The sequence below is a fragment of the Shewanella inventionis genome (assembly GCF_019931735.1).
Classification (GTDB): Bacteria; Pseudomonadota; Gammaproteobacteria; order Enterobacterales; family Shewanellaceae; genus Shewanella; species Shewanella inventionis.
Genome location: NZ_CP082926.1, coordinates 992,081 through 1,011,002 on the forward strand (window position 1 = coordinate 992,081; position 18,922 = coordinate 1,011,002).

The 18,922-nt window shown below is 43.7% G+C and carries 17 protein-coding genes and 1 pseudogene; 9 read left to right on the forward strand and 9 right to left on the reverse strand.

All coding sequences use genetic code 11. The features are described from left to right. Positions 1 to 8 precede the first annotated feature (8 nt). The 3 genes from K8B83_RS04515 to K8B83_RS04525 all read left to right on the forward strand — a co-directional run bounded on the left by K8B83_RS04515 (position 9) and on the right by K8B83_RS04525 (position 5,073). Complete coding sequence (locus tag K8B83_RS04515; protein ID WP_223419246.1) at positions 9 to 2,999, forward strand: VCBS domain-containing protein; 2,991 nt, start codon at positions 9 to 11, stop codon at positions 2,997 to 2,999. Positions 3,000 to 3,117: 118 nt separating this feature from the next. Next, positions 3,118 to 4,128 carry an NAD(P)H-quinone oxidoreductase gene (locus tag K8B83_RS04520; protein WP_188740882.1) on the forward strand — a complete coding sequence of 337 codons (1,011 nt, stop codon included), beginning with the start codon at positions 3,118 to 3,120 and terminating at the stop codon, positions 4,126 to 4,128. Positions 4,129 to 4,629: 501 nt separating this feature from the next. Beyond that, positions 4,630 to 5,073, forward strand: a complete 444-nt coding sequence (locus tag K8B83_RS04525; RefSeq protein ID WP_188740883.1) for a hypothetical protein — start codon at positions 4,630 to 4,632, stop codon at positions 5,071 to 5,073. Positions 5,074 to 5,213: 140 nt separating this feature from the next. Here K8B83_RS04525 and K8B83_RS04530 read toward each other — a convergent pair whose 3' ends face one another. From K8B83_RS04530 to cutA, 6 genes are all read right to left on the reverse strand, one after another. Continuing rightward, positions 5,214 to 5,627, reverse strand: a complete 414-nt coding sequence (locus tag K8B83_RS04530) for a DUF2391 family protein (RefSeq protein ID WP_223419248.1) — start codon at positions 5,625 to 5,627, stop codon at positions 5,214 to 5,216. After that, a complete protein-coding gene (locus tag K8B83_RS04535) occupies positions 5,617 to 6,657 on the reverse strand; it encodes an aldose epimerase family protein (RefSeq protein ID WP_223419250.1) in 1,041 nt (346 codons plus the stop codon). Before K8B83_RS04535 ends, K8B83_RS04530 begins: the two co-directional genes overlap by 11 nt. 23 nt (positions 6,658 to 6,680) lie before the next feature. After that, positions 6,681 to 7,823 carry a galactokinase gene (gene galK / locus K8B83_RS04540; protein WP_223419252.1) on the reverse strand — a complete coding sequence of 381 codons (1,143 nt, stop codon included), beginning with the start codon at positions 7,821 to 7,823 and terminating at the stop codon, positions 6,681 to 6,683. 175 nt (positions 7,824 to 7,998) lie between these two features. Then, positions 7,999 to 9,669, reverse strand: a complete 1,671-nt coding sequence (locus K8B83_RS04545) for a cation:proton antiporter family protein (protein WP_223419254.1) — start codon at positions 9,667 to 9,669, stop codon at positions 7,999 to 8,001. Between the two features lie 137 nt (positions 9,670 to 9,806). Continuing rightward, a complete protein-coding gene (locus tag K8B83_RS04550) occupies positions 9,807 to 11,663 on the reverse strand; it encodes a protein-disulfide reductase DsbD (RefSeq protein WP_223419256.1) in 1,857 nt (618 codons plus the stop codon). Next, positions 11,660 to 11,986, reverse strand: coding sequence for a divalent-cation tolerance protein CutA (gene cutA, locus K8B83_RS04555; protein ID WP_188740887.1), 327 nt, complete (start codon positions 11,984 to 11,986; stop codon positions 11,660 to 11,662). Before cutA ends, K8B83_RS04550 begins: the two co-directional genes overlap by 4 nt. A gap of 201 nt (positions 11,987 to 12,187) precedes the next feature. Here cutA and K8B83_RS04560 point away from each other — a divergent pair, with 201 nt between their 5' ends. Beyond that, the gene (locus K8B83_RS04560; protein WP_188740888.1) at positions 12,188 to 12,772 is read left to right on the forward strand and encodes an FxsA family protein; all 585 of its coding nucleotides are present in this window, start codon (positions 12,188 to 12,190) and stop codon (positions 12,770 to 12,772) included. A 36-nt stretch (positions 12,773 to 12,808) separates the two neighbouring features. Here the strand turns inward: K8B83_RS04560 and K8B83_RS04565 are convergent, their stop codons facing one another. After that, a complete protein-coding gene (locus K8B83_RS04565; RefSeq protein WP_223419258.1) occupies positions 12,809 to 13,174 on the reverse strand; it encodes a hypothetical protein in 366 nt (121 codons plus the stop codon). A 94-nt stretch (positions 13,175 to 13,268) separates the two neighbouring features. Then, positions 13,269 to 14,735, reverse strand: coding sequence for an MATE family efflux transporter (locus tag K8B83_RS04570; RefSeq protein ID WP_188740890.1), 1,467 nt, complete (start codon positions 14,733 to 14,735; stop codon positions 13,269 to 13,271). 214 nt (positions 14,736 to 14,949) lie between these two features. Here K8B83_RS04570 and K8B83_RS04575 point away from each other — a divergent pair, with 214 nt between their 5' ends. The 4 genes from K8B83_RS04575 (at position 14,950) to K8B83_RS04590 (ending at position 18,107) form a co-directional block, all read left to right on the forward strand. Beyond that, positions 14,950 to 15,240 carry a co-chaperone GroES gene (locus K8B83_RS04575; protein ID WP_124015245.1) on the forward strand — a complete coding sequence of 97 codons (291 nt, stop codon included), beginning with the start codon at positions 14,950 to 14,952 and terminating at the stop codon, positions 15,238 to 15,240. Between the two features lie 58 nt (positions 15,241 to 15,298). Then, a complete protein-coding gene (groL, locus tag K8B83_RS04580) occupies positions 15,299 to 16,936 on the forward strand; it encodes a chaperonin GroEL (RefSeq protein WP_188740891.1) in 1,638 nt (545 codons plus the stop codon). Between the two features lie 403 nt (positions 16,937 to 17,339). Next, a complete protein-coding gene (locus K8B83_RS04585) occupies positions 17,340 to 17,498 on the forward strand; it encodes a hypothetical protein (RefSeq protein WP_223419260.1) in 159 nt (52 codons plus the stop codon). Positions 17,499 to 17,513: 15 nt separating this feature from the next. Further along, on the forward strand, positions 17,514 to 18,107 hold the full coding sequence (locus K8B83_RS04590) for a Fic/DOC family protein (protein ID WP_223419262.1): 594 nt from the start codon (positions 17,514 to 17,516) through the stop codon (positions 18,105 to 18,107). A 190-nt stretch (positions 18,108 to 18,297) separates the two neighbouring features. Here the strand turns inward: K8B83_RS04590 and K8B83_RS21780 are convergent. Then, positions 18,298 to 18,396 (reverse strand): annotated as a pseudogene (locus tag K8B83_RS21780) (TIGR00645 family protein); the annotation flags it as partial. A 255-nt stretch (positions 18,397 to 18,651) separates the two neighbouring features. Between K8B83_RS21780 and K8B83_RS04595 the strand changes: the two are divergent. Continuing rightward, entirely contained in the window at positions 18,652 to 18,900 is a 249-nt protein-coding gene (locus tag K8B83_RS04595; protein WP_188740676.1) for a helix-turn-helix domain-containing protein, read from the forward strand. Positions 18,901 to 18,922 lie beyond the last annotated feature (22 nt).

Here is an 18,922-nt window from a genome sequence, read left to right on the forward strand (position 1 = left end):
CAGAAAGCATGTTTAAACAGTCTCTAACTGCCATCATCCTGGCAACCGCTTTGGTCGGTTGTGGTGGTGATAACAACGAACTGGCTGGTAATAGCAGAGGGAGTATCACAATCAGCGGAGGGGCATTAATCGCAGGTACCACCCTCTCAGCATCGGTGAGTGATGCAGACGGTATTCGAAACGACACCCTGGTCTACGCCTGGTCAACCGGAGTTACCGGTTCGTCATACACTATTACGGAGGCGGATGAAGGTACTATCCTATCCGTGTCAGCCAGATATACAGATGAAGCTGATATCACAGAAGGTGTGGGCGCATCGACGTCAATAATACTGCCAACCCTGGATGTGACAGCAAATGTGGTAAAAGGACCGGTGAGCGGCGCAAATTGCGAAATATTTGCCGTTACTGACACCGGTGCAGCGGCAACATCTGCTCAGGCCTTCGCAATGTCCAATGCGATGGGCAGTATTACCTTTACTGACGTTCATTTTGAAGGGACGGGCTTAATCTCGTGTTCAGGCGGTACCTACAAAGATGAGTCAACGGGCGTAATGCTTGATGCGCCAGCATTGAGGTCGGTGGTTAATGTTGTTGAAGGCAGCGCAGACATGCCTGCTCCTACTTATGTCGTGTCTCCTTTGACCGAAATGGCAGTACAGGCGGCGGGGTCAGATTTGAGCGCATTTACTGAGCTTGCTCAAGCAATAAATACCCGCTTTGGGATCCGTTTTGACACGACAACCGTTTTACCGACGGAGGTAGGCGCTGTGCCACTGGGTGCTACAGGTGCACTAGATGCTGACCGCTATGGTTCGGTATTAGCGCTTTTGTCGCAACTTGATGCTGACAACGTTGACAAAAATATAGCTATGCTAATCGCTGAAATTGCTGCTGATTTAGCTGATGGGCAGTTCTCACAGACCCTGTTAGATGCCTTTGAGACGGCCCAGACGAATTTGCAAACTGTATCAGTAATCGCCAATGATATTGATGTCTCTTTACTTAATATTATTGGATCTGCGATTGGCTACAACAACACCCCTGTTGCTGCAATTATTGAAGGAATGTTAAACGGTACTGTGCAACACACCGCCACCGAACCGTTAACAGGTTCTGTCACGGTGATTGACCCGAACTTTGGCGAAGATGAAATTCTGGCACAAACTAACGAGCCTCTTAGCTATGGTACCTTCAGTATCAGTGCACAAGGTGACTGGTCATACACAGTAGACGTAGACAACGAAACGGTTGCAAACCTGGAGCTTGGTAATTCTGTTAATGATACGGTGACCATTGCATCGATTGATGGGACCACTGCCAACATCGTCATTCGTATTGCAGCGTTAACACAGTTAGTGAAGATTTCGGATACCGGTAATGACACTGGCGAAATTAGATTTAGTGTTAATAATTTACGTCAAGGTAAACTCAGTGCGTCGTTTTCTAAAGATGTAACGTTGGGCAGTGATGGCAATGTTAAAGATGCCTACATTACCCTTTATGGTTCTTCCGGTAGCTCAAGTGAGGCGTTAATTGATTTGCGTATTCAAGGGTCGCAAACGGACAGTGATGGCATGCCCATTGCCCCTCGCTTCCTGGTGAGAAACACAGAAAGCGCCGCTTATCCTGGTGAGATGATTACCGCTCCTTTTGTGGAGGAGCAATTTTATACCGTTGAACTTACCTGGGATTTAGATGCCGCCGAGCAATTAACCCTTAACATTAACGGTGAAGTGATTGGTGGTGGTTCGTTCTCTACTGCGGCGGTGGTTGATCCCGATTTCACTGATATTAATCAGTGGTTTGCCGATGGTGTTAAAGCCATTCAATTTAGATTGGGTGACAATGACAGAACGATACCTTTTGGATCTTTCTATGTCGACGATATTGCGGTCTATTCCGACGTTGCAGGCACAACCAGCGTATTCGAAGATGATTTCGAAAGCTACGCAGAAGGCGAAACCTTGGATGGTGTCGGCAGCTCTTATAACTTAGCGATCTATTCTGAGGTTGTGGTATTTGATGTTGGCAATGGCACTGACGAGCCGACACCAGCGGCTTTCTTTGACTTGACTGCGGCAATTTCAAGTGATGCTACTGAAGCATTGACCGGAACCGTCACAGTTGTTGACCCGGATGAAGGCGAAGCCTTTATTGTTCCAGCCTCGTTCACCAGCACATTTGGCGAATTCGCCATTTTGGAAAACGGCGCCTGGACCTACTTGCTTGATACTACCAACAGTATCATTGCGGCTCTGGTTAGTGGTGAGCGTGAAACTGATACGATCATTATTGAATCTGTCGACGGCACAACGGCTGAACTGATGATTACCATTACCGGTGTTGGCGGGGATATAGGTGGCGCCAATAAGGTCGCCGTTATTATTGATACCGATGCAACTGATACCGGAGAGCTGCGTTATGCGCTTGGGAGCAATGGCCCACTGGCGCAAGGTCAAGTTACGGTATCTGTTAAGCGTTTAGATGATGAATTAGGTGATGGTGATGCCTTTATCACGCTATTTAATTCTGCTACCAATAACGATGGCGCGATTTTAGATTTGCGTATCAAAGATGATAGCTTTGAAGTTCGAAGCCCAAGTGGTGTCGATACGTCGGCGGCCACCGTCTTGTTAGATACCTTTATGGACATTGTTATCACTTGGGAATATCCGAATGGCAACTTAGAGGTTAATCCATTGGTGACGGTTGAAGTGGACGGCGTGAGTATTGTCGCCGAAGGCTTTACCCCAGATAACAACTCTATCGGTGGTGTGACGCACGTTTCGTTCAGGTTTGGTGACAACAGTGGTGTACGACCAGAGACCGCTAAATTTACGGTTGATGACTTAATTATTTACTCGGATAAGTCCGGAAATAATATGGTATTTGCTGACAACTTTGAATCTTATGTTGAAGGAGACTCGCTGGATACCGACAATCCTGCGTCACCTTATAACTCAGCCAGCAATGAGGTCGTCGTGGTGGTAGAGTAACAACTTTCATTCTCTGCTGGTTGAACTAGCAGGGTTTAAAGCTGTATCGTAAATAGAAGGTGGGAGTAATTCCGCCTTCTACTCGATCTTAGCTCACTCCCAAATCAGGATATAAATTATGGCAACACATAACAGACAATTTACTCATGTGACTGTTGAGCAACCTGGCAAGCCGACTGTGATGACCATGACGCAATCAACCCTCGATTTACCCTCAGCTGGCCAGGTGACCATTAAAGTGTACGCTGCGGGTGTTAATGGCCCAGACATTAAACAGCGCGTAGGCGCTTATCCGCCGCCAGCAGGAGCTAGTCCTATTATTGGTTTGGAGGTTGCTGGTGAGATTATTGCTGTGGCCGATGATGTCACTCAATGGCAGGTTGGCGATAAAGTTTGCGCGCTCGTACCGGGCGGCGGCTATGCTGAGCTCGTGAACACTTACGCCGCACATTGTTTACCGCTCCCAACAGGTTACAGTTATGTGCAAGCGGCTGCACTGCCTGAAACCTTTTTTACTGTATGGGGAAACTTGTTTATTCGTGCAGGGCTTAAAGCTGGCGAGACGGTACTAATTCATGGTGGCTCTGGTGGCATTGGTACGACCGCGATTCAAATGGCGAGCCGTCTGGGTGCAAAAGTGTTTGCCACGTCTGGCAGTGCTGAAAAATGCCAATACTGTATTGAGCAAGGTGCCTGTGTAGCGATTAACTATAACGAGGAGCAATTTGTTGAGCCGATATTAGCCGCAACTGATGGCCAGGGCGTTAATGTGATTATGGATATCGCTGGTGGCGATTTTATTAATGAAAACCTCAAAGCCATCGCTATCGACGGACGCATGGTGTCAGTGGCAATGCAGCGCGGCCCACAAGCAACTATCGATATTTTCCGCATTATGGCAAAGCGCGTGGTGTGGACAGGGTCAACATTACGCCCACAAAGTGTCGATAACAAGGCGCAAATCGCTCAAGGTCTGGCCGAGCACATTTGGCCATTACTCAATAGTGGTGACATGAACATACCCATCGATAGCGTGTTTCCTTTCGCACAAGTGGTAAAGGCACATGAGTTAATGGAGTCGGGCAAGCATAAAGGCAAAATAGTGCTAGATTTATTGGCGAAGTCATAATGTGAGTTGCGAGTCTTTTTATGTTGAAGTTGTCAGCGTTGCATGCCCTGAATTGTTATTTTATTTAACAAAGATTGTGCGATGCCGATAAAGTTTTTAGGTAAAAAACTTGAAGGCTGATTTATTTAAGCTATTGTCCTGTTATCAATGTCCATTAAGAGAGTCTAATGCAGTGCTACATATCACTTGCCTGCCACTGAGTGAGACTCAGTGCGATAACACCACGGCTCGGATGAAATATTTCAATATGGTCGAAAGGCTGAATAATCGCCATGAATTTTAGTCATGATGAATGCATTTATTCAAAAAATTGTCCAAAGAAGGGCTTTTTTATGACGATACGGGAAAAATTCATCGTTTTAGGCATTGATTCTCAGAAATATTCTGTTTAAATACCCACGTAAATACAGAACAGTTAATCGTGGTGCACAATGAGATGATTTTTGCTCATAACACTGCATCATTTTTAGTATATGTGTTGATTTAAGGGCGTTAGCATATATGTATAACACAGCAAAAAAACAACTTTGGGTTGGTGAATTAAGAACAGCGAAAGGTAACGCTATCGTTATTCATGATAACCAATTACCATCAGCGTCACCAGGGCGCATCTACATGTTCCACACTGTGCGAAATACCATTGTTGAATTTGTAGAAGACATCGTTAAAGTTAATTTACACGACTTAGATGACGAACAAGCAAAAGCCGCTATGGCTGAGTTTGGAGATGCTTGGAAAGCTGCACGTGCTGAGTTTATGTTAAAGCACCAATCACGGATAGACCTGTCAAAAGTGCCTGATACGGCACCACCGCGCAAAGCCAAACCCGTGGCCGAGCCAGATGAAGTTGTAGATTCAGATGATGACGATATACCTGATTTTGATGATACAGATGACGATGATGATGATACTTATGACGAAATGGGCGATAACCTAGACGATTAATTGCACACTTATGATTGTTATTGATAACAGTAAAGTGCGCCAACGTGGTTGTTAGATTGTGGTCCCAAAACGTTAAAGCGGCATAAAGAATGACGATTCTTTATGCCGTTTGTTTTTATGCTCGTTTTTGTATTAATACCTTATTCTTTATCAAAACTATCCACAATAATGGCGCCCATCGATGCGGGCATTGCAATTAAAATAATGCGCTTTAATGCTAAGATTGGTTCAGTAATGAGCGGCAATTTATCCAGTGCTAATAACACAATTCCCACCACGAGTAATGTCAGTAAATAAGCCGCGACAACCCGCAGTAAAAAGGCTCGTCTGCGTTTGGTAATATTGGCCTGAAACACACTCTGATAGGCAAATAGGGTGATAAAGGCTAACGACAAGACCACCACGAGCACTAAATTTAACGTCGGTAAGCTTGCCGATAACCGCCACGCCTCTTCTGAAAACGCAATCGGTACCGACAAGGCAAAAGCCCCAACCGCAATTTGGCCGAGATCTTCGGCGTTAAACGTTGGCTTTATGGGCTGCTTATTTGGCATCAAACTGGTAGCGAGTAATGTGGTGATAAACGCTATTGGGTGTCACCCAAACTGCACTAGCCCCCGGCAAGTTAGGTTGGTTGGGTGAATCTGGCAACATTTGAGGTTCAATACAAACCGCCTGATGGTCAACAAGGACTCGTTGTTTTTTCGCGACAGTGCCCTGTAAAAAATTGGCGCCATACACCTGCACCCCAGGCTGGTTTGTATACACCGTCATGCGGCGACCACTATTAGGGCTTGCCAGGCAACCAAAGCGTTGTAAGTCTGCGCTTGGATTATCTAATACATAACAGTGATCAAAGCCGTTAGTGGCTGCTAAAGCGGCGCGCTGTGTTTGTACCGACATTGGTGTGGTAACTGTCATATCTAAGTCACTGCCAGCAGTCGGCTCAATTGACGTCGGTATGCCTACATCATTCATTGTAAGGTAGTGTTTAGCATCTACCTGCAAGGTGTGCTCTGTGTTGGTGTGGCTGCGGTTGCCGTCTAAATTAAAGTAACTGTGCTGCGTTAAACTGATTGGACAAGGTTTATCGGTACTGGCCAGTATTTCTACATATAGGTTATTACCAACCAAACGGTAGTCTAATTGCACGTTGCAATTGCCAGGAAATCCCATATCGCCGTCAGGGCTTTTTAAGGTTAAGCGTACACCGTCGCTCAAGGTGCCTAATTGCCATTGTTTGCGATTAAAGCCTTCTTTGCCGCCATGTAAACAGTTTGTGGCTTGGTTAACGCTCAATGAGTAATGTTGGCCTTGATATTCCATTTTGCCATTAGCAATACGATTACAGTAACGACCAGCTATGGCACCTAAATGTGCCTGTTGGGTTAAATAGTCTTCAGCGCTGTCGCAACCTAAGACGATGTTTTTGCGTTCGCCATTGCGGTCGGGTGTCCATAATGATCGAATAATCCCGCCTAGACTTAATACTTCAAGTGCGATGATGCCATTATCAATTCTAACCCGCTCAATCTCTCCACCACGGGGATCTTGCCAAGGTTCAAGCACACTAAAACGTACCATTTACGCCTCTCTTTTTGGTTAATTTAACGGATGCGTCCTGCACCGCCACTGGCCGAACATAAGTGTATGGTTGCTTCAATACCGGTTTGAGTAAAGAACTGGTTTTCAACCAAATTGATCACATCATCGCTTAAATCATGGCTGACTAATGCAAGCACACAGCCATCGCTCATGCGTACGCCGCCTTGCTCGCCAATAAGCGTTGCAATCATGGTCACTAAGGTGTCGATTTCTGGCGTGATGATATTAAAGTCATCACGCATAGACATTTGTGATTGCGCCATTAACTGGCTAAACCGGGCAATATTATTTTGCTGTAAAGCGCGCGCGGCATTGCTGGTGCGCTGGTTTTCTGTGATCACATGACGTGCTCGGCGAAATTGCTCATCGCTGAGTAAATCTTTACTTTGGGTCAATAAATGTAATGAGCAGTCGCGTAACGAATCGAGCCCGAGTAATTGAGTGATATTGCTACACTCTTTTTTGCGTTGTTCAAATTGTTGTACAAATGCCTGACGCCCTTGCTTAAGGTCGATAATGATCATGCTGAGATCTTCAGGCAAAAGTACGGGTTCACTTTCAAGTTCTAGGCAATCGATTAACAGGGCGTGATCGGGTTCAGCCATGGCGCTGATCATTTGATCCATCATGCCGCAGTCTAAACACATAAATTGGCTTTCGCCGCGTTGCGCCAATTGAGCAATCGCTAATGGCGATAAATGTAATTGGCTGGCATAACTTATGGCAGTACCAAAGGCGATTTCTAATGCTGCAGACGACGATAGCCCCGCACCGAGTGGTACATCACCGACAATGGCTAAATCTAACCCTTTTGCTTGCAAGCCCGATTGATTCATTGCTGCTGTGACACTTTTTAGGTAATGGGTCCAGTCATCAGCCGCGGCAACAGAGCCTTCTTCACCAAAGCGCCATTGTTTAATTTGTCCAGGAAACGCAGTGGTAACAGCACGGAATAAATTATCGTCGCGGTGTTTTACCGCAATAACAGTATGAAAGTTAATGGCTGCTGGTAGTGCAAGCCCTTCGTTATAATCGGTATGCTCACCCATAATATTCACTCGGCCAGGCGCCTGATATAACTCGTCAGGCTTGGTACCGAATGTTTGAACAAATAATTTAGTTGCACGTTGAGCAGGGTTAGACATACTTCAAAAAATCCAAACTAAAGAGTGACAAGAACCTTTGAGTTATAGCATGACTTTACCGTGTCTGTAACTGAGATTTTCTTATCTGAACTAAAATTGAAAATACTGTGTGCTAAACAAAACGCCTACAATAATGTGTAGGCGTTGTGTGATCTCTGCTTAAGGTTGATTAGTTTTATGATGGCGACTGAACCGGCTGACTCTCTGTGTCTACAGTGTCGACGTCTGTATCATTGACAACTACAGATTCCGGTACTAATTCAGGTGGCGAATCTAACAGCTCATGGATCACATGATCAACAAAACCCGCACCAGCGGCTTCATACAAGTTGTACACCGTATGCACGCCAGATTCTTTAAGCGACTCGCCGTCTTCAGAATATTGCACAATGGCGCTAATTTTGCCTTCGTAATTCAGTTTATGCAGTTGCTCGACCGCAAACAAATTACCCACATGATTTGGCATAGCTAACAGTACTAATTCAAGATTTGGAGCCCGCTCGAGTTTTTCCCAAAAGTCAGTATCGCTGGCGTCGCCCTGCACTACATTACGACCTTGACTGCGGTGAAAGTCCACCAACTCTTGCTTGTGCTCAATCCCTAAAATTTCGCCGTTATATTTAGCGCGTAGTTCATCGTAAGCACCAGAACCAATGCGGCCCATACCTAAAATCAAAAAGCGCGGATTACCAATCCGAATTTGTCTATCTTCAGGGTGTAATGGGTGACGTTCAAGCTTAGTGAGCGTTGATTGATAACGCTGATAAATTTTGCTGACACTGCTATTAAGCGGCGCGGCAAATAAAAAGCTAATGCTCAAGGCAACGGCAATAATGATTAACCATTCTGCCGGTAGCCACCCCTTGTATGCAGCAACGGCTGCCACAATCAAACCAAACTCACTGTAGTTACCTAGGTTAAACGACGCTAACAACGACGTGCGTGAGCGCAATTTAAAGCGGGTGAGTAGATATAAAAACATCATGATTTTAACCGGCACTAGGGCAACTAAAATGGTGGCTAAACCAATGTCGGCCAACGTAGGTAAACCATTTAAGCCAATAGTTAAGAAAAACGCGACTAAAAAAAGCTCTTTAAAAAAGTAGATTGATTTGGCTAACTCAGATGATTTAGCGTGGCCAGCCAGTAGAATACCGATAATCAGTGCGCCTAAATCGGGCTTTAATCCTACCGCTTCAAATAACCATGCGCCTACCACTAATGCCATAACTAAGCCAAAGAGCACCAGCATTTCACCGTGGCCAACCCGGTCGAAAATTTTATAAATTAACGGGCGTGCAAATGGCAGTAATAATAAACCAAAGGCCCAAACAGAGGGGATATTCCCTTTGGAAATGGTTAAAAATATCACCGCGAAGATGTCTTGCATAATCAAGATACCAATCGCTACGCGGCCATAAAGCGACTGCATATCACCGCTGTCTTCTAACACTTTTACCGCAAATACCGTACTTGAAAAACTCAGCGCGAATGACACTAACATCAACTGATTTATCGTAAATCCGTCGAGTTGCTCAATGCCTAAAAATCCTAATAGTTTGAGTATTGGCACAAAAAAGATAATAGAGCCAATTAAATGCAAGCTCGAACCTGCCCAGACTTCTGCTTTAAATAAGCTTTTAATGTCGAGTTTAAGGCCGATAGAAAATAACAGTAAGGTAACACCCAAGTCAGCCAGTTGCTGTAAAATAGGTAAGCTGCTGTCTTCAATACCGAATGTGAATAATACGAAGCCCGCGACGAGATAACCAATGAGTGGTGGTAAACCGACTCGACTCACCAGCATGCCGCACAGTAAGGTGATAATAAGAATTGCAGGTTCCATAACACTCCTTGAATGAAGAATATAAAACCACATTGTATAAGAAAAAGTTGAACTTTCGATGACTTTAATGGATTAAATGCAAAAAACAGCATCTTTAGTGACTAAAGATGCTGTTTTTAAATAGAAAATATTTTACGTTATTTTAATAACAGGTCTAAATGAGCGGCAAAGTCTTTTGGCCCCATAAAACCCGTTACTCGTAAATCTTCACGTTGCTCACCGTCTTGATTAAACATCAATAAGGTTGGTAGCCCCAATACGCCATAATGCTCTAGTAATTCAATATCAATATCATCACTGGCGGTAACATCGGCTTGCAGTAATACCATTTGGTCCATACGTTTAGCGACTTCGTTGTCTTTAAAGGTAATGGCTTCAAATTCTTTACATGCCACACACCAGTCGGCATACAAATCTAACATCACGGTTTTGCCGCTGATGCTAGCCTTGTCTAGCTCAACTTCTAAATCAGCAAGCGACTTAATACGAATAAAGTGGTTGGTTTCACCATGACCTTCACCGTTTAATCCAGCTTTAGTTATGCTTGGTGTCTCGTGACCTAACCCTGTCATAAGCGCTTGGAAACCATACGAGAAGCTAGCTAACAATGTCAGTAGCAGTAATACGCCACGGGTCGTTTGCTTCCAGTTAAACTCACTAAGCTTGTTTTGGTGCATTAAGTAGCCGGTTAACGCAACGCCCCACACAGACCATAATAAGTCCGACACCAGACCAGGCCAAATACGACCAATCATCACAATCGATACCGAAATCAGTAAGAAACCGAATATGGTTTTAATAATATCCATCCAGGCACCGGCACGAGGCAATATTTTACCGCCTGAGGTACCAATGATTAACAAAGGCACACCCATGCCCATGCTCAACACATACAGCGCCAAAAAGCCTTGAATTAAATCGCCAGATTGCGCCACATAAATCAATGCGCCAGATAGCGGTGCTGTAGTACAAGGAGAGGCGACTAAACCAGAGATAACACCCATTAAGAACACACCAATCAGGTTGCCACCTTTTTGGTTGTTCGACATGTCGTTCATTTTTTCTTGCCATTTTGATGGCAATTTTAAATCGTACAGGCCAAACATCGATAAACTTAACAGCACAAACATCACTGCCAAGAAAATCAAAATAGCAGGATGTTGTAACGCCGCTTGAAACTTAAGCCCAGCAGATGCCACCACTAAACCTAATAACGAATAAGTAATGGCCATACCTTGTACGTATGCCATTGATAACGTAAATGCTTTGCCGGTAGAGAGCTTTTTACCCTGACCCACAATAATGCCCGACAAAATCGGATACATAGGAAATACACAAGGGGTTAACGCCAATCCAATACCTAAACCAAAAAAGATCAGTAACGTCCAAAGCAGGCTGTCATTTTGTAGCATCTGGCTTAGGCTATCTTGTTGGGTAATCGGCGCTTTTGCAGTATCTGTAGCCGGTAATGATGCCGTTGACTCTGGTGCTCCAATGACTTTTTTAGCCGTTATCATGCCGTCATTTTCGGCAACAGCTTGGAGTTTTACCTCATTTTTAGTTGGCGGATAGCACAATGTACCTTCAGCACATCCCATAAAGGTAACGGTAATAACGGCATCGGCATTGGCTTGTTTTAACCCAGCTGGGATCTCTACAAACGAGTAGTACACTTCCTGGTCGCCAAAGTATTCGTCGTTATGGTTTTTTCCGCGTGGTAGCTCAATATCGCCTATCACGGCACCCTCTGCCGAAAACTGTAATTTGTCGCGGTATAAATAGTAACCATCGGCAATCACAAAGCTCATTTTTAGCTGATTACCTTGCTGCTGGTAATCAAAGGCAAATGCCTCATTAACGGGCATGAGCTTGGGTTCGCTACTTAAAAAACTAAAAGTGTTACTTGAGGCATTGGCACTGAGCGCCGAAGGAGCAAGTAACATTGATGACATCAATAACAAGGACGTGAGGCAAAGCGAAACGATTTTTTTCATGATAGTGAGTTGTCTTCTATCCATTGTAAATAAGGGCCAAAACCATTAGTGATTGGCATGGCGATGAATTCTGGTACTTCATAGGGATGCATTTGGATCACAAGTTGCTCAATCGCCTTGTATTGCTCAGCCATACATTTGATTTGCAAAGGCACTTCTTGTGACTGGCAAATGTCATTATTCCACCGATAAACCGACTCAACGACCTGACCGATTTGAACACATGCTGCCAATTGTTTATCAACGAGCGCACCGGCAATCATTTTTGCGGTTTCAGTATCTGGGCAGGTGGTTAAAATAACGAGTTGCTTAGGTTTATACATATACAATCTTAAAGTTTACTTAAGTTAAAGGCGTTATAATTAAAGCGTCATCACATTACGCTTATTTAGCTAAGTTTTCACTAAACAGCGATGATATTCGTGACCAGTCTTGAAAACAGACCCGATAACCCCCACTTAAGTTTCATCGGCATAATATTTTTAAGTCGCCACTTTAGCAAAAAGCGATGATTAGAGGCCAATATGTTTTTTATTTTATTGTTAATATTTGTACTTATTCCGGTTATTGAGCTTAACGTATTGATTGAAGTCGCCAGTTCTATTGGCTCTTGGACTACGGTTGGCTTAGTGTTATTTACTGCCGTAGTTGGAGTGTCGCTAGTGCGTAGCCAAGGGTTAAGCACATTAATGACAGTGCAGCAAAAGTTGGCACGAGGTGAAGCGCCAGGCAAAGAAATTGTAGAAGGCATGATGCTCGCAGCGGCAGGGGTGTTATTACTTATTCCTGGCTTTGTGACTGACTTTATTGGCTTAATATTACTAACCCCATTAACTCGTGCCCCCATCGCGGCCTTTTTGTATAAGCGGATGCAGCTGCGCATGGTGACCAATGGTGGATTTAAAGCAGGTTTTGGTCCAGGCCAAAACCCTTTTGGTCAATCGGGCCCATTTGGTGGGCAAAACCCATTTGATCAAAATGGTAATACCTTTGATGGTGATTTTGAGCGTAAAGACGAGCAACCTCGCAGCCATCACATTGAGCAAGCTAAAACCGATGATGACATTATTGATGTTGAACCGGTAGCGCCTAAAGACGATAAAAAGTAGCCCTTCATCATGCAAAAACAGCCGACTTAACCTGATTTAGTCGGTTGTTTTTGTGTTTAATTGCTTATCTTGTTTGGCACCAAGCCAAAATGCGCTGGCAATACTGAGCGTCCAATTGGCAATAAACAGCCATGTGAGTTGCGATAACTCAGCCGATTGTGAGTCCAGCGCGACTTTAGTGACTTCGGCGTAAATGGAGCTTAAATCGTTAGCCACATTACCCGCCAAAATCTGTTCGGCAATCACTTGTGCACGGCTAATAATGTGGTTCATTAGCACCATGATGCACAGCAAGCTGACACTAATAAATCCCCAGCCAAGCCATTTTTTACCTAGCCAAAGTTGGCCGCTTCCAGGGCAAATCAGAGCCGACAATAATGCGGCATAAATGGATTTTTTCATAACGTATTGGGCTGAGCTAAAAAGTCACAATGAATCTTATTAAGTCATCGATACTCGCCAAAGGCAAGAGCTTGTCATTGAGGTTAATGTGAAATTAATCTACCAAGCGATTAATAGAGGCGTCTGCACGCTTAGATGTGGCCGATAAACCCGTGTTGCTCTCTGTCGTAATGTTACTGATTGAGTCATCCTGACGCTTATCGGTGCATGAAACTGTATGCTTAATATCGCTTGGTTCACTTATTTGAGTAGCAAGGTAATAACAGGCAATGCCCATTAACGTATTTGTGATGGGTAACGCCAAAAAGACACCCTTAACGCCACCTATATATGCCCCTAACGCCGCAAATGGCAGCATTAACAACATTAACCGACACAGATTTATCACTAAAGAGCTCAACGGTCTATGGTAGGCATTTAAGCTGGTTGCAAAAATAATCACAATGCCCAGCGGGCCATAAGCTGCGGGCAATACCATCACATAAAAACTCAGCCAGTCGATTACCAAAGGATCATTAGTAAATAGTTGGGCAATGGCTGAGGCATTAAAATACAACGGGATAAACAATAAGGTTTGAAAAACAAACACAAACTGTAACGACATCAATAAGGCTTTTTTGGCTCGGACAGGTTGGTTGGCCCCCAGGTTTTGTGCAATAAAAGGCATTAGGCTTGACGACAATGCCATCACCACAATTAACAGCACTGACTCAAGGCGGATCCCCGCACCAAACGCCGCGACACCTGTGTGATCAATCCTTGCAAGCATGGCCATGATAATGCCGTTAGCGATAGGATTTATCACATTCATTAACGCTGCTGGGCGCGCAATATGTGCCAAAGCTTTCCAGTGCAATATAAACCGGCCGACATCAAAACTGGCAAATTCAATCAGCTTACGTTTTATCACAATTAAATAGCCAGCCAACGACATTGCCACAATCCAAGACAGTGTCGTGGCAATGGCAGCCCCTTGTATTTCTAAACGTGGAAAAGGGCCAATACCAAAGATAAGCAGCGGGTCGAGAATTAAATTTACCACCGCAGCCAACATCATTATTTTAGCCGGTGAACGCGTGTCACCCGTAGCACGTAGTCCTTGATTGCCGACCATCAGCAGTACTAGGGCTGGCGCGCCTAAATACCAGTACCACATATAATCATTAATTAACGGCAAGCTGGCTTCGTTCGCGCCAAGTAAGCTAAAAATAGGCTCCATAAACACGCAGCCCAATATCGATAATCCCCAAATAATGATTAAGGTCATGCACAGGGTGTCGAATAAAAAGACTTTTGCTTCAGGCGCGTGACCAGAACCAATTAAGCGGCCAAGATTGGTTGACACTCCCGCGCCAATACCTATACCTATGCTTGAAATAACTAACGTAACAGGAAAAGTAAAACTGATTGCCGCTAAAGCTTCTGTGCCCAGTTGGCTAATAAAAAAGATGTCTACCAAACTGCCGCCCAGAATGGTCATAATACCAATCAGGTTTGGCAAGGTCATATTAAGCAGCACACGACCAATAGGAGCGCTAAGCAACCCGTGTTTGTCTTTCATCTATTCTCTAGGGCTTGGGGTTTTAAAGGTGTCGAATTCTATCAGGATTAATAGCGCTTTAATAAAACAGACTTAAAAAAAGTGTAGTTTTTTTTAAAATCCCCCTTGGATCTGTGATCAATCACCCCCATATCACATGCATCGAGGGGAAAACCCTTATTTGTAAGTCAACAGCCTCGTTTTTTGGGCATCAAATCATTAGGAGAGTTCATAGATGAATATTCGTCCATTACATGACCGCGTTATCGTTAAACGTTTAGAAGTTGAATCTAAATCTGCAGGCGGTATCGTGCTTACAGGCAGCGCTGCAGAGAAATCAACTCGCGGTGAAATCCTTGCAGTAGGCAATGGTCGTATTTCAGAAAACGGCACAGTTACACCACTTGACGTAAAAGTGGGCGACGTTGTGATCTTCAATGAAGGTTATGGCGTGAAAAAAGAAAAAATTGACGGTGAAGAAGTATTAATCCTGTCAGAAGCTGACCTGATGGCAGTTGTAGGCTAAGCCTCGCCCATCAACTCGACTTTCCAATTAATCATTAAATTTAAAGGAACATCAAAAAATGGCAGCAAAAGAAGTCTTATTTGGTAATGACGCACGTGTAAAAATGCTTGCAGGCGTTAACATTCTAGCCAACGCAGTGAAAGTAACTTTAGGCCCTAAAGGTCGTAACGTTGTATTAGACAAAAGCTTTGGTTCACCACTTATTACTAAAGATGGTGTGTCAGTAGCCAAAGAAATCGAACTACAAGACAAGTTTGAAAACATGGGCGCACAAATGGTGAAAGAAGTTGCTTCTAAAGCCAATGATGCAGCCGGTGACGGTACCACAACAGCAACTGTATTAGCGCAAGCTATTGTTGTTGAAGGTTTAAAAGCCGTTGCAGCAGGCATGAACCCAATGGATCTTAAGCGCGGTATCGACAAAGCGGTTATCGCAGCCGTTGCTGAGCTAAAACTACTTTCTCAAGACTGTGCCGACACTAAAGCTATTGCTCAAGTAGGTACTATTTCTGCTAACTCTGACGAGTCTATTGGCGAAATCATTGCAACAGCAATGGAAAAGGTTGGTAAAGAAGGCGTTATCACCGTTGAAGAAGGCCAAGCGCTTGAAAACGAATTAGACGTTGTTGAAGGTATGCAGTTTGACCGTGGTTACCTATCACCATATTTCATCAACAAGCCAGAAACTGGCAGCGTTGAACTAGACAGCCCATTCATTTTGTTAGTAGACAAAAAAGTGTCTAACATCCGTGAATTATTGCCAATCCTTGAAGGTCTAGCAAAAACCGGTAAGCCATTGCTTATCGTTGCAGAAGACGTTGAAGGTGAAGCATTAGCAACGCTTGTGGTAAACAACATGCGCGGCATCGTTAAAGTGGCTGCTGTTAAAGCCCCTGGTTTTGGCGACCGTCGTAAAGCAATGCTTCAAGACGTGGCAATTCTAACTGGCGGTACTGTTATCGCTGAAGAAATCGGCCTAGAGCTTGAAAAAGCAACCCTAGAAGATTTAGGTACAGCTAAGCGCGTTATCATCACTAAAGACAACACTACTATCATTGATGGTAATGGTGACCAAGCGCAGATTTCAGCTCGTGTTTCTCAAATCAAACAACAAGTTGAAGAGTCAACGTCTGACTACGACAAAGAAAAGCTACAAGAGCGTATGGCAAAACTTGCTGGCGGCGTAGCAGTCATCAAAGTTGGCGCAGCAACTGAAGTTGAAATGAAAGAGAAAAAAGCGCGCGTAGAAGATGCATTACACGCAACTCGCGCAGCAGTTGAAGAAGGTGTGGTAGCCGGTGGTGGTGTAGCCCTTGTTCGCGTAGCAAGCAAAATTAAAGACGTTGAAGTAATTAACGAAGACCAAAAACACGGTGTGGTAATTGCCCTACGTGCGATGGAAGCGCCTTTACGTCAAATCGCAACTAACGCAGGCCAAGAAGCATCAGTTGTTGCTAACACTGTTAAAAATGGCACTGGTAACTACGGTTACAACGCCGGCAACGACACCTACGGTGACATGTTAGAAATGGGTATCCTAGACCCAACTAAAGTAACCCGTAGTGCATTACAGTTTGCAGCGTCAATTGCAGGTCTTATGATCACCACTGAAGCCATGGTTTCTGAAATTCCACAAGAGTCTGCGCCAGATATGGGCGGCATGGGTGGTATGGGCGGAATGGGCGGCATGATGTAATCTAGCTGGTCTAAATCGATGATAACTGCGTTGCTTCACCACTCGTTTAAGAAAGCTAAACGTCGTGGTAAAGCGCCTTGTTCTCACCCGATTTATTCTGCGCTATATACTCTAACTGGTTAAAATGGGTTATAGCGGCGTTACTTTGCAGCTCGTGTAGAAAAACACTACACGTCGCTACAAAAAGCCTTGCTCTAAGCCCATTTTTCCTGCGTTAGATGCTTATGCTGGTCGAAATCCTAAAAGCTAAAGCTAAACTTCTTGTAAAAAAAAAGAGAAAGCCTCGATACCAAACCGTGTCGGGGCTTTTTGTTAAGGGCGTTTATCCGATGGATAAAGACTGGGTTATGTAGAAGAGTAGGCTGAACTAGGTTATAATATAAGCGTTATCGCGGAGGGTATAATGGCAAATTCAACAAAAGATAAAACACCTAAAAACGCACGAGTGTTCGCGCCGAAAATGAGCAATTTTGAAATGAGCTCTCGCTATGAAGGCCTATCTATGAAGAAAGAAAATGCCGGAAAATCGATTGATGATTTGAAACTCAAGTATGCGCGATAACTATGCGGGATAAATATGCGGGATAAATATGGGGTAAGCCACGACAGTTACTGTTACCCTGATTCGGAAGTACTTCAAAACAAGCTTAATATTCAGGACTATGGCAACCTCGCCGAAGCCGAATTAGCCTTTACTGCAACTCGATATAGTCAATACTCTTCAACAATTACCTCGTTACAAGACTTTAACCTAAAACATCTACAAAGCCTGCATAAGCAACTATTTCAAGATATTTACCATTGGGCTGGTGATATTCGAACCGTGGATATTTCTAAGGGGGATACGCGTTTTTGTACATGTTCAAGAATTGAGGCTGAAGCGAACAAACAATTCTCTCGAATCGTATTATTAGAACGATTCGATTCAAAACATGAACTAATTGCAGAAAACACCGATATCTTTTGTGAGCTGAACATTATCCATCCATTTAGAGAGGGAAATGGAAGAACGCAAAGATTCTTTTTTGAAGAGCTCTTTTTCTATTTTGACTTAAGCGTTAATTGGCCTGATATTTCGAAAGATGAATGGGTAAATGCAAATATTCAAGGGTATTTAGGTGATCTGAGATCATTAAATCAAATATTGAGTGATGCCACTTCATCAATTTAAGCATCCCTTGATGCCTTTAAACAACGGATCACTGCGTTACTTGTTCGTTCATATCAGTGGTTGGTAAAAGGTAGAAAGATTACGTGTCGCTCAAGACGCCTTGTCCTCTTGTCTGTAGCATAATCAATTAATTCTACGCAAAAACGTCTAACCCATTAACAAATAGGGTCAGATCAAACTTTCTACCTCACTATCCAGATATGCCCATTATAAAGGCTGATAACACAAAAGTGATGTGGATGAGTAAATACCACATGATTTTGTCGTTTTCGATATTTGCGGTATTGATGCTCATGTATCTATTGGGGCAATTTCACTGTTTGTAGTGGTTACATTTAACCGTCAAATTACTCAACAATCGTATAGTGTAACAATGTACACTTTTAGCTCGCTTAACAACTTAGGTACTGAAAAGTGTACTATGTTACACTTTCAGTGGTGGCAAAAAAGTAAACCACTATAAAGTGTAGGTTGTTACACTTTGCTGTTGAAATATCAAGCATTGAGAGCTAAAGTGTAGCAATGTACACTTTGGACTAACATTATGGCACTTTCACTCAATCAAGCACTTAATCAACAATCTTTAGGCTTGCTCATTAAAGAAACCAGAAACAGCGCGGCACTGACTCAAGATGTGGCAGCGATGTTGTGTGGCGTGACCAAAAAGACGTTAATTCGTGTTGAGAAAGGCAATGATGTTTATATTTCGACAGTGTTCAAAATTCTTAATGGTTTGGGAATTAGTATTGATGTCGCGCAGAATCATAACGCAGATCCTAAAGTATGGTACTAATCGATAAAGAAAAGCCCTGATG

Coding starts and splice junctions, on each gene's coding strand:
- K8B83_RS04515 (WP_223419246.1), top strand. CDS start 9: ATGTTTAAACAGTCTCTAACTGCCATCATCCTGGCAACCGCTTTGGTC.
- K8B83_RS04520 (WP_188740882.1), top strand. CDS start 3,118: ATGGCAACACATAACAGACAATTTACTCATGTGACTGTTGAGCAACCT.
- K8B83_RS04525 (WP_188740883.1), top strand. CDS start 4,630: ATGTATAACACAGCAAAAAAACAACTTTGGGTTGGTGAATTAAGAACA.
- K8B83_RS04530 (WP_223419248.1), bottom strand. CDS start 5,627: ATGCCAAATAAGCAGCCCATAAAGCCAACGTTTAACGCCGAAGATCTC.
- K8B83_RS04535 (WP_223419250.1), bottom strand. CDS start 6,657: ATGGTACGTTTTAGTGTGCTTGAACCTTGGCAAGATCCCCGTGGTGGA.
- galK (WP_223419252.1), bottom strand. CDS start 7,823: ATGTCTAACCCTGCTCAACGTGCAACTAAATTATTTGTTCAAACATTC.
- K8B83_RS04545 (WP_223419254.1), bottom strand. CDS start 9,669: ATGGAACCTGCAATTCTTATTATCACCTTACTGTGCGGCATGCTGGTG.
- K8B83_RS04550 (WP_223419256.1), bottom strand. CDS start 11,663: ATGAAAAAAATCGTTTCGCTTTGCCTCACGTCCTTGTTATTGATGTCA.
- cutA (WP_188740887.1), bottom strand. CDS start 11,986: ATGTATAAACCTAAGCAACTCGTTATTTTAACCACCTGCCCAGATACT.
- K8B83_RS04560 (WP_188740888.1), top strand. CDS start 12,188: ATGTTTTTTATTTTATTGTTAATATTTGTACTTATTCCGGTTATTGAG.
- K8B83_RS04565 (WP_223419258.1), bottom strand. CDS start 13,174: ATGAAAAAATCCATTTATGCCGCATTATTGTCGGCTCTGATTTGCCCT.
- K8B83_RS04570 (WP_188740890.1), bottom strand. CDS start 14,735: ATGAAAGACAAACACGGGTTGCTTAGCGCTCCTATTGGTCGTGTGCTG.
- K8B83_RS04575 (WP_124015245.1), top strand. CDS start 14,950: ATGAATATTCGTCCATTACATGACCGCGTTATCGTTAAACGTTTAGAA.
- groL (WP_188740891.1), top strand. CDS start 15,299: ATGGCAGCAAAAGAAGTCTTATTTGGTAATGACGCACGTGTAAAAATG.
- K8B83_RS04585 (WP_223419260.1), top strand. CDS start 17,340: ATGGCAAATTCAACAAAAGATAAAACACCTAAAAACGCACGAGTGTTC.
- K8B83_RS04590 (WP_223419262.1), top strand. CDS start 17,514: ATGCGGGATAAATATGGGGTAAGCCACGACAGTTACTGTTACCCTGAT.
- K8B83_RS04595 (WP_188740676.1), top strand. CDS start 18,652: ATGGCACTTTCACTCAATCAAGCACTTAATCAACAATCTTTAGGCTTG.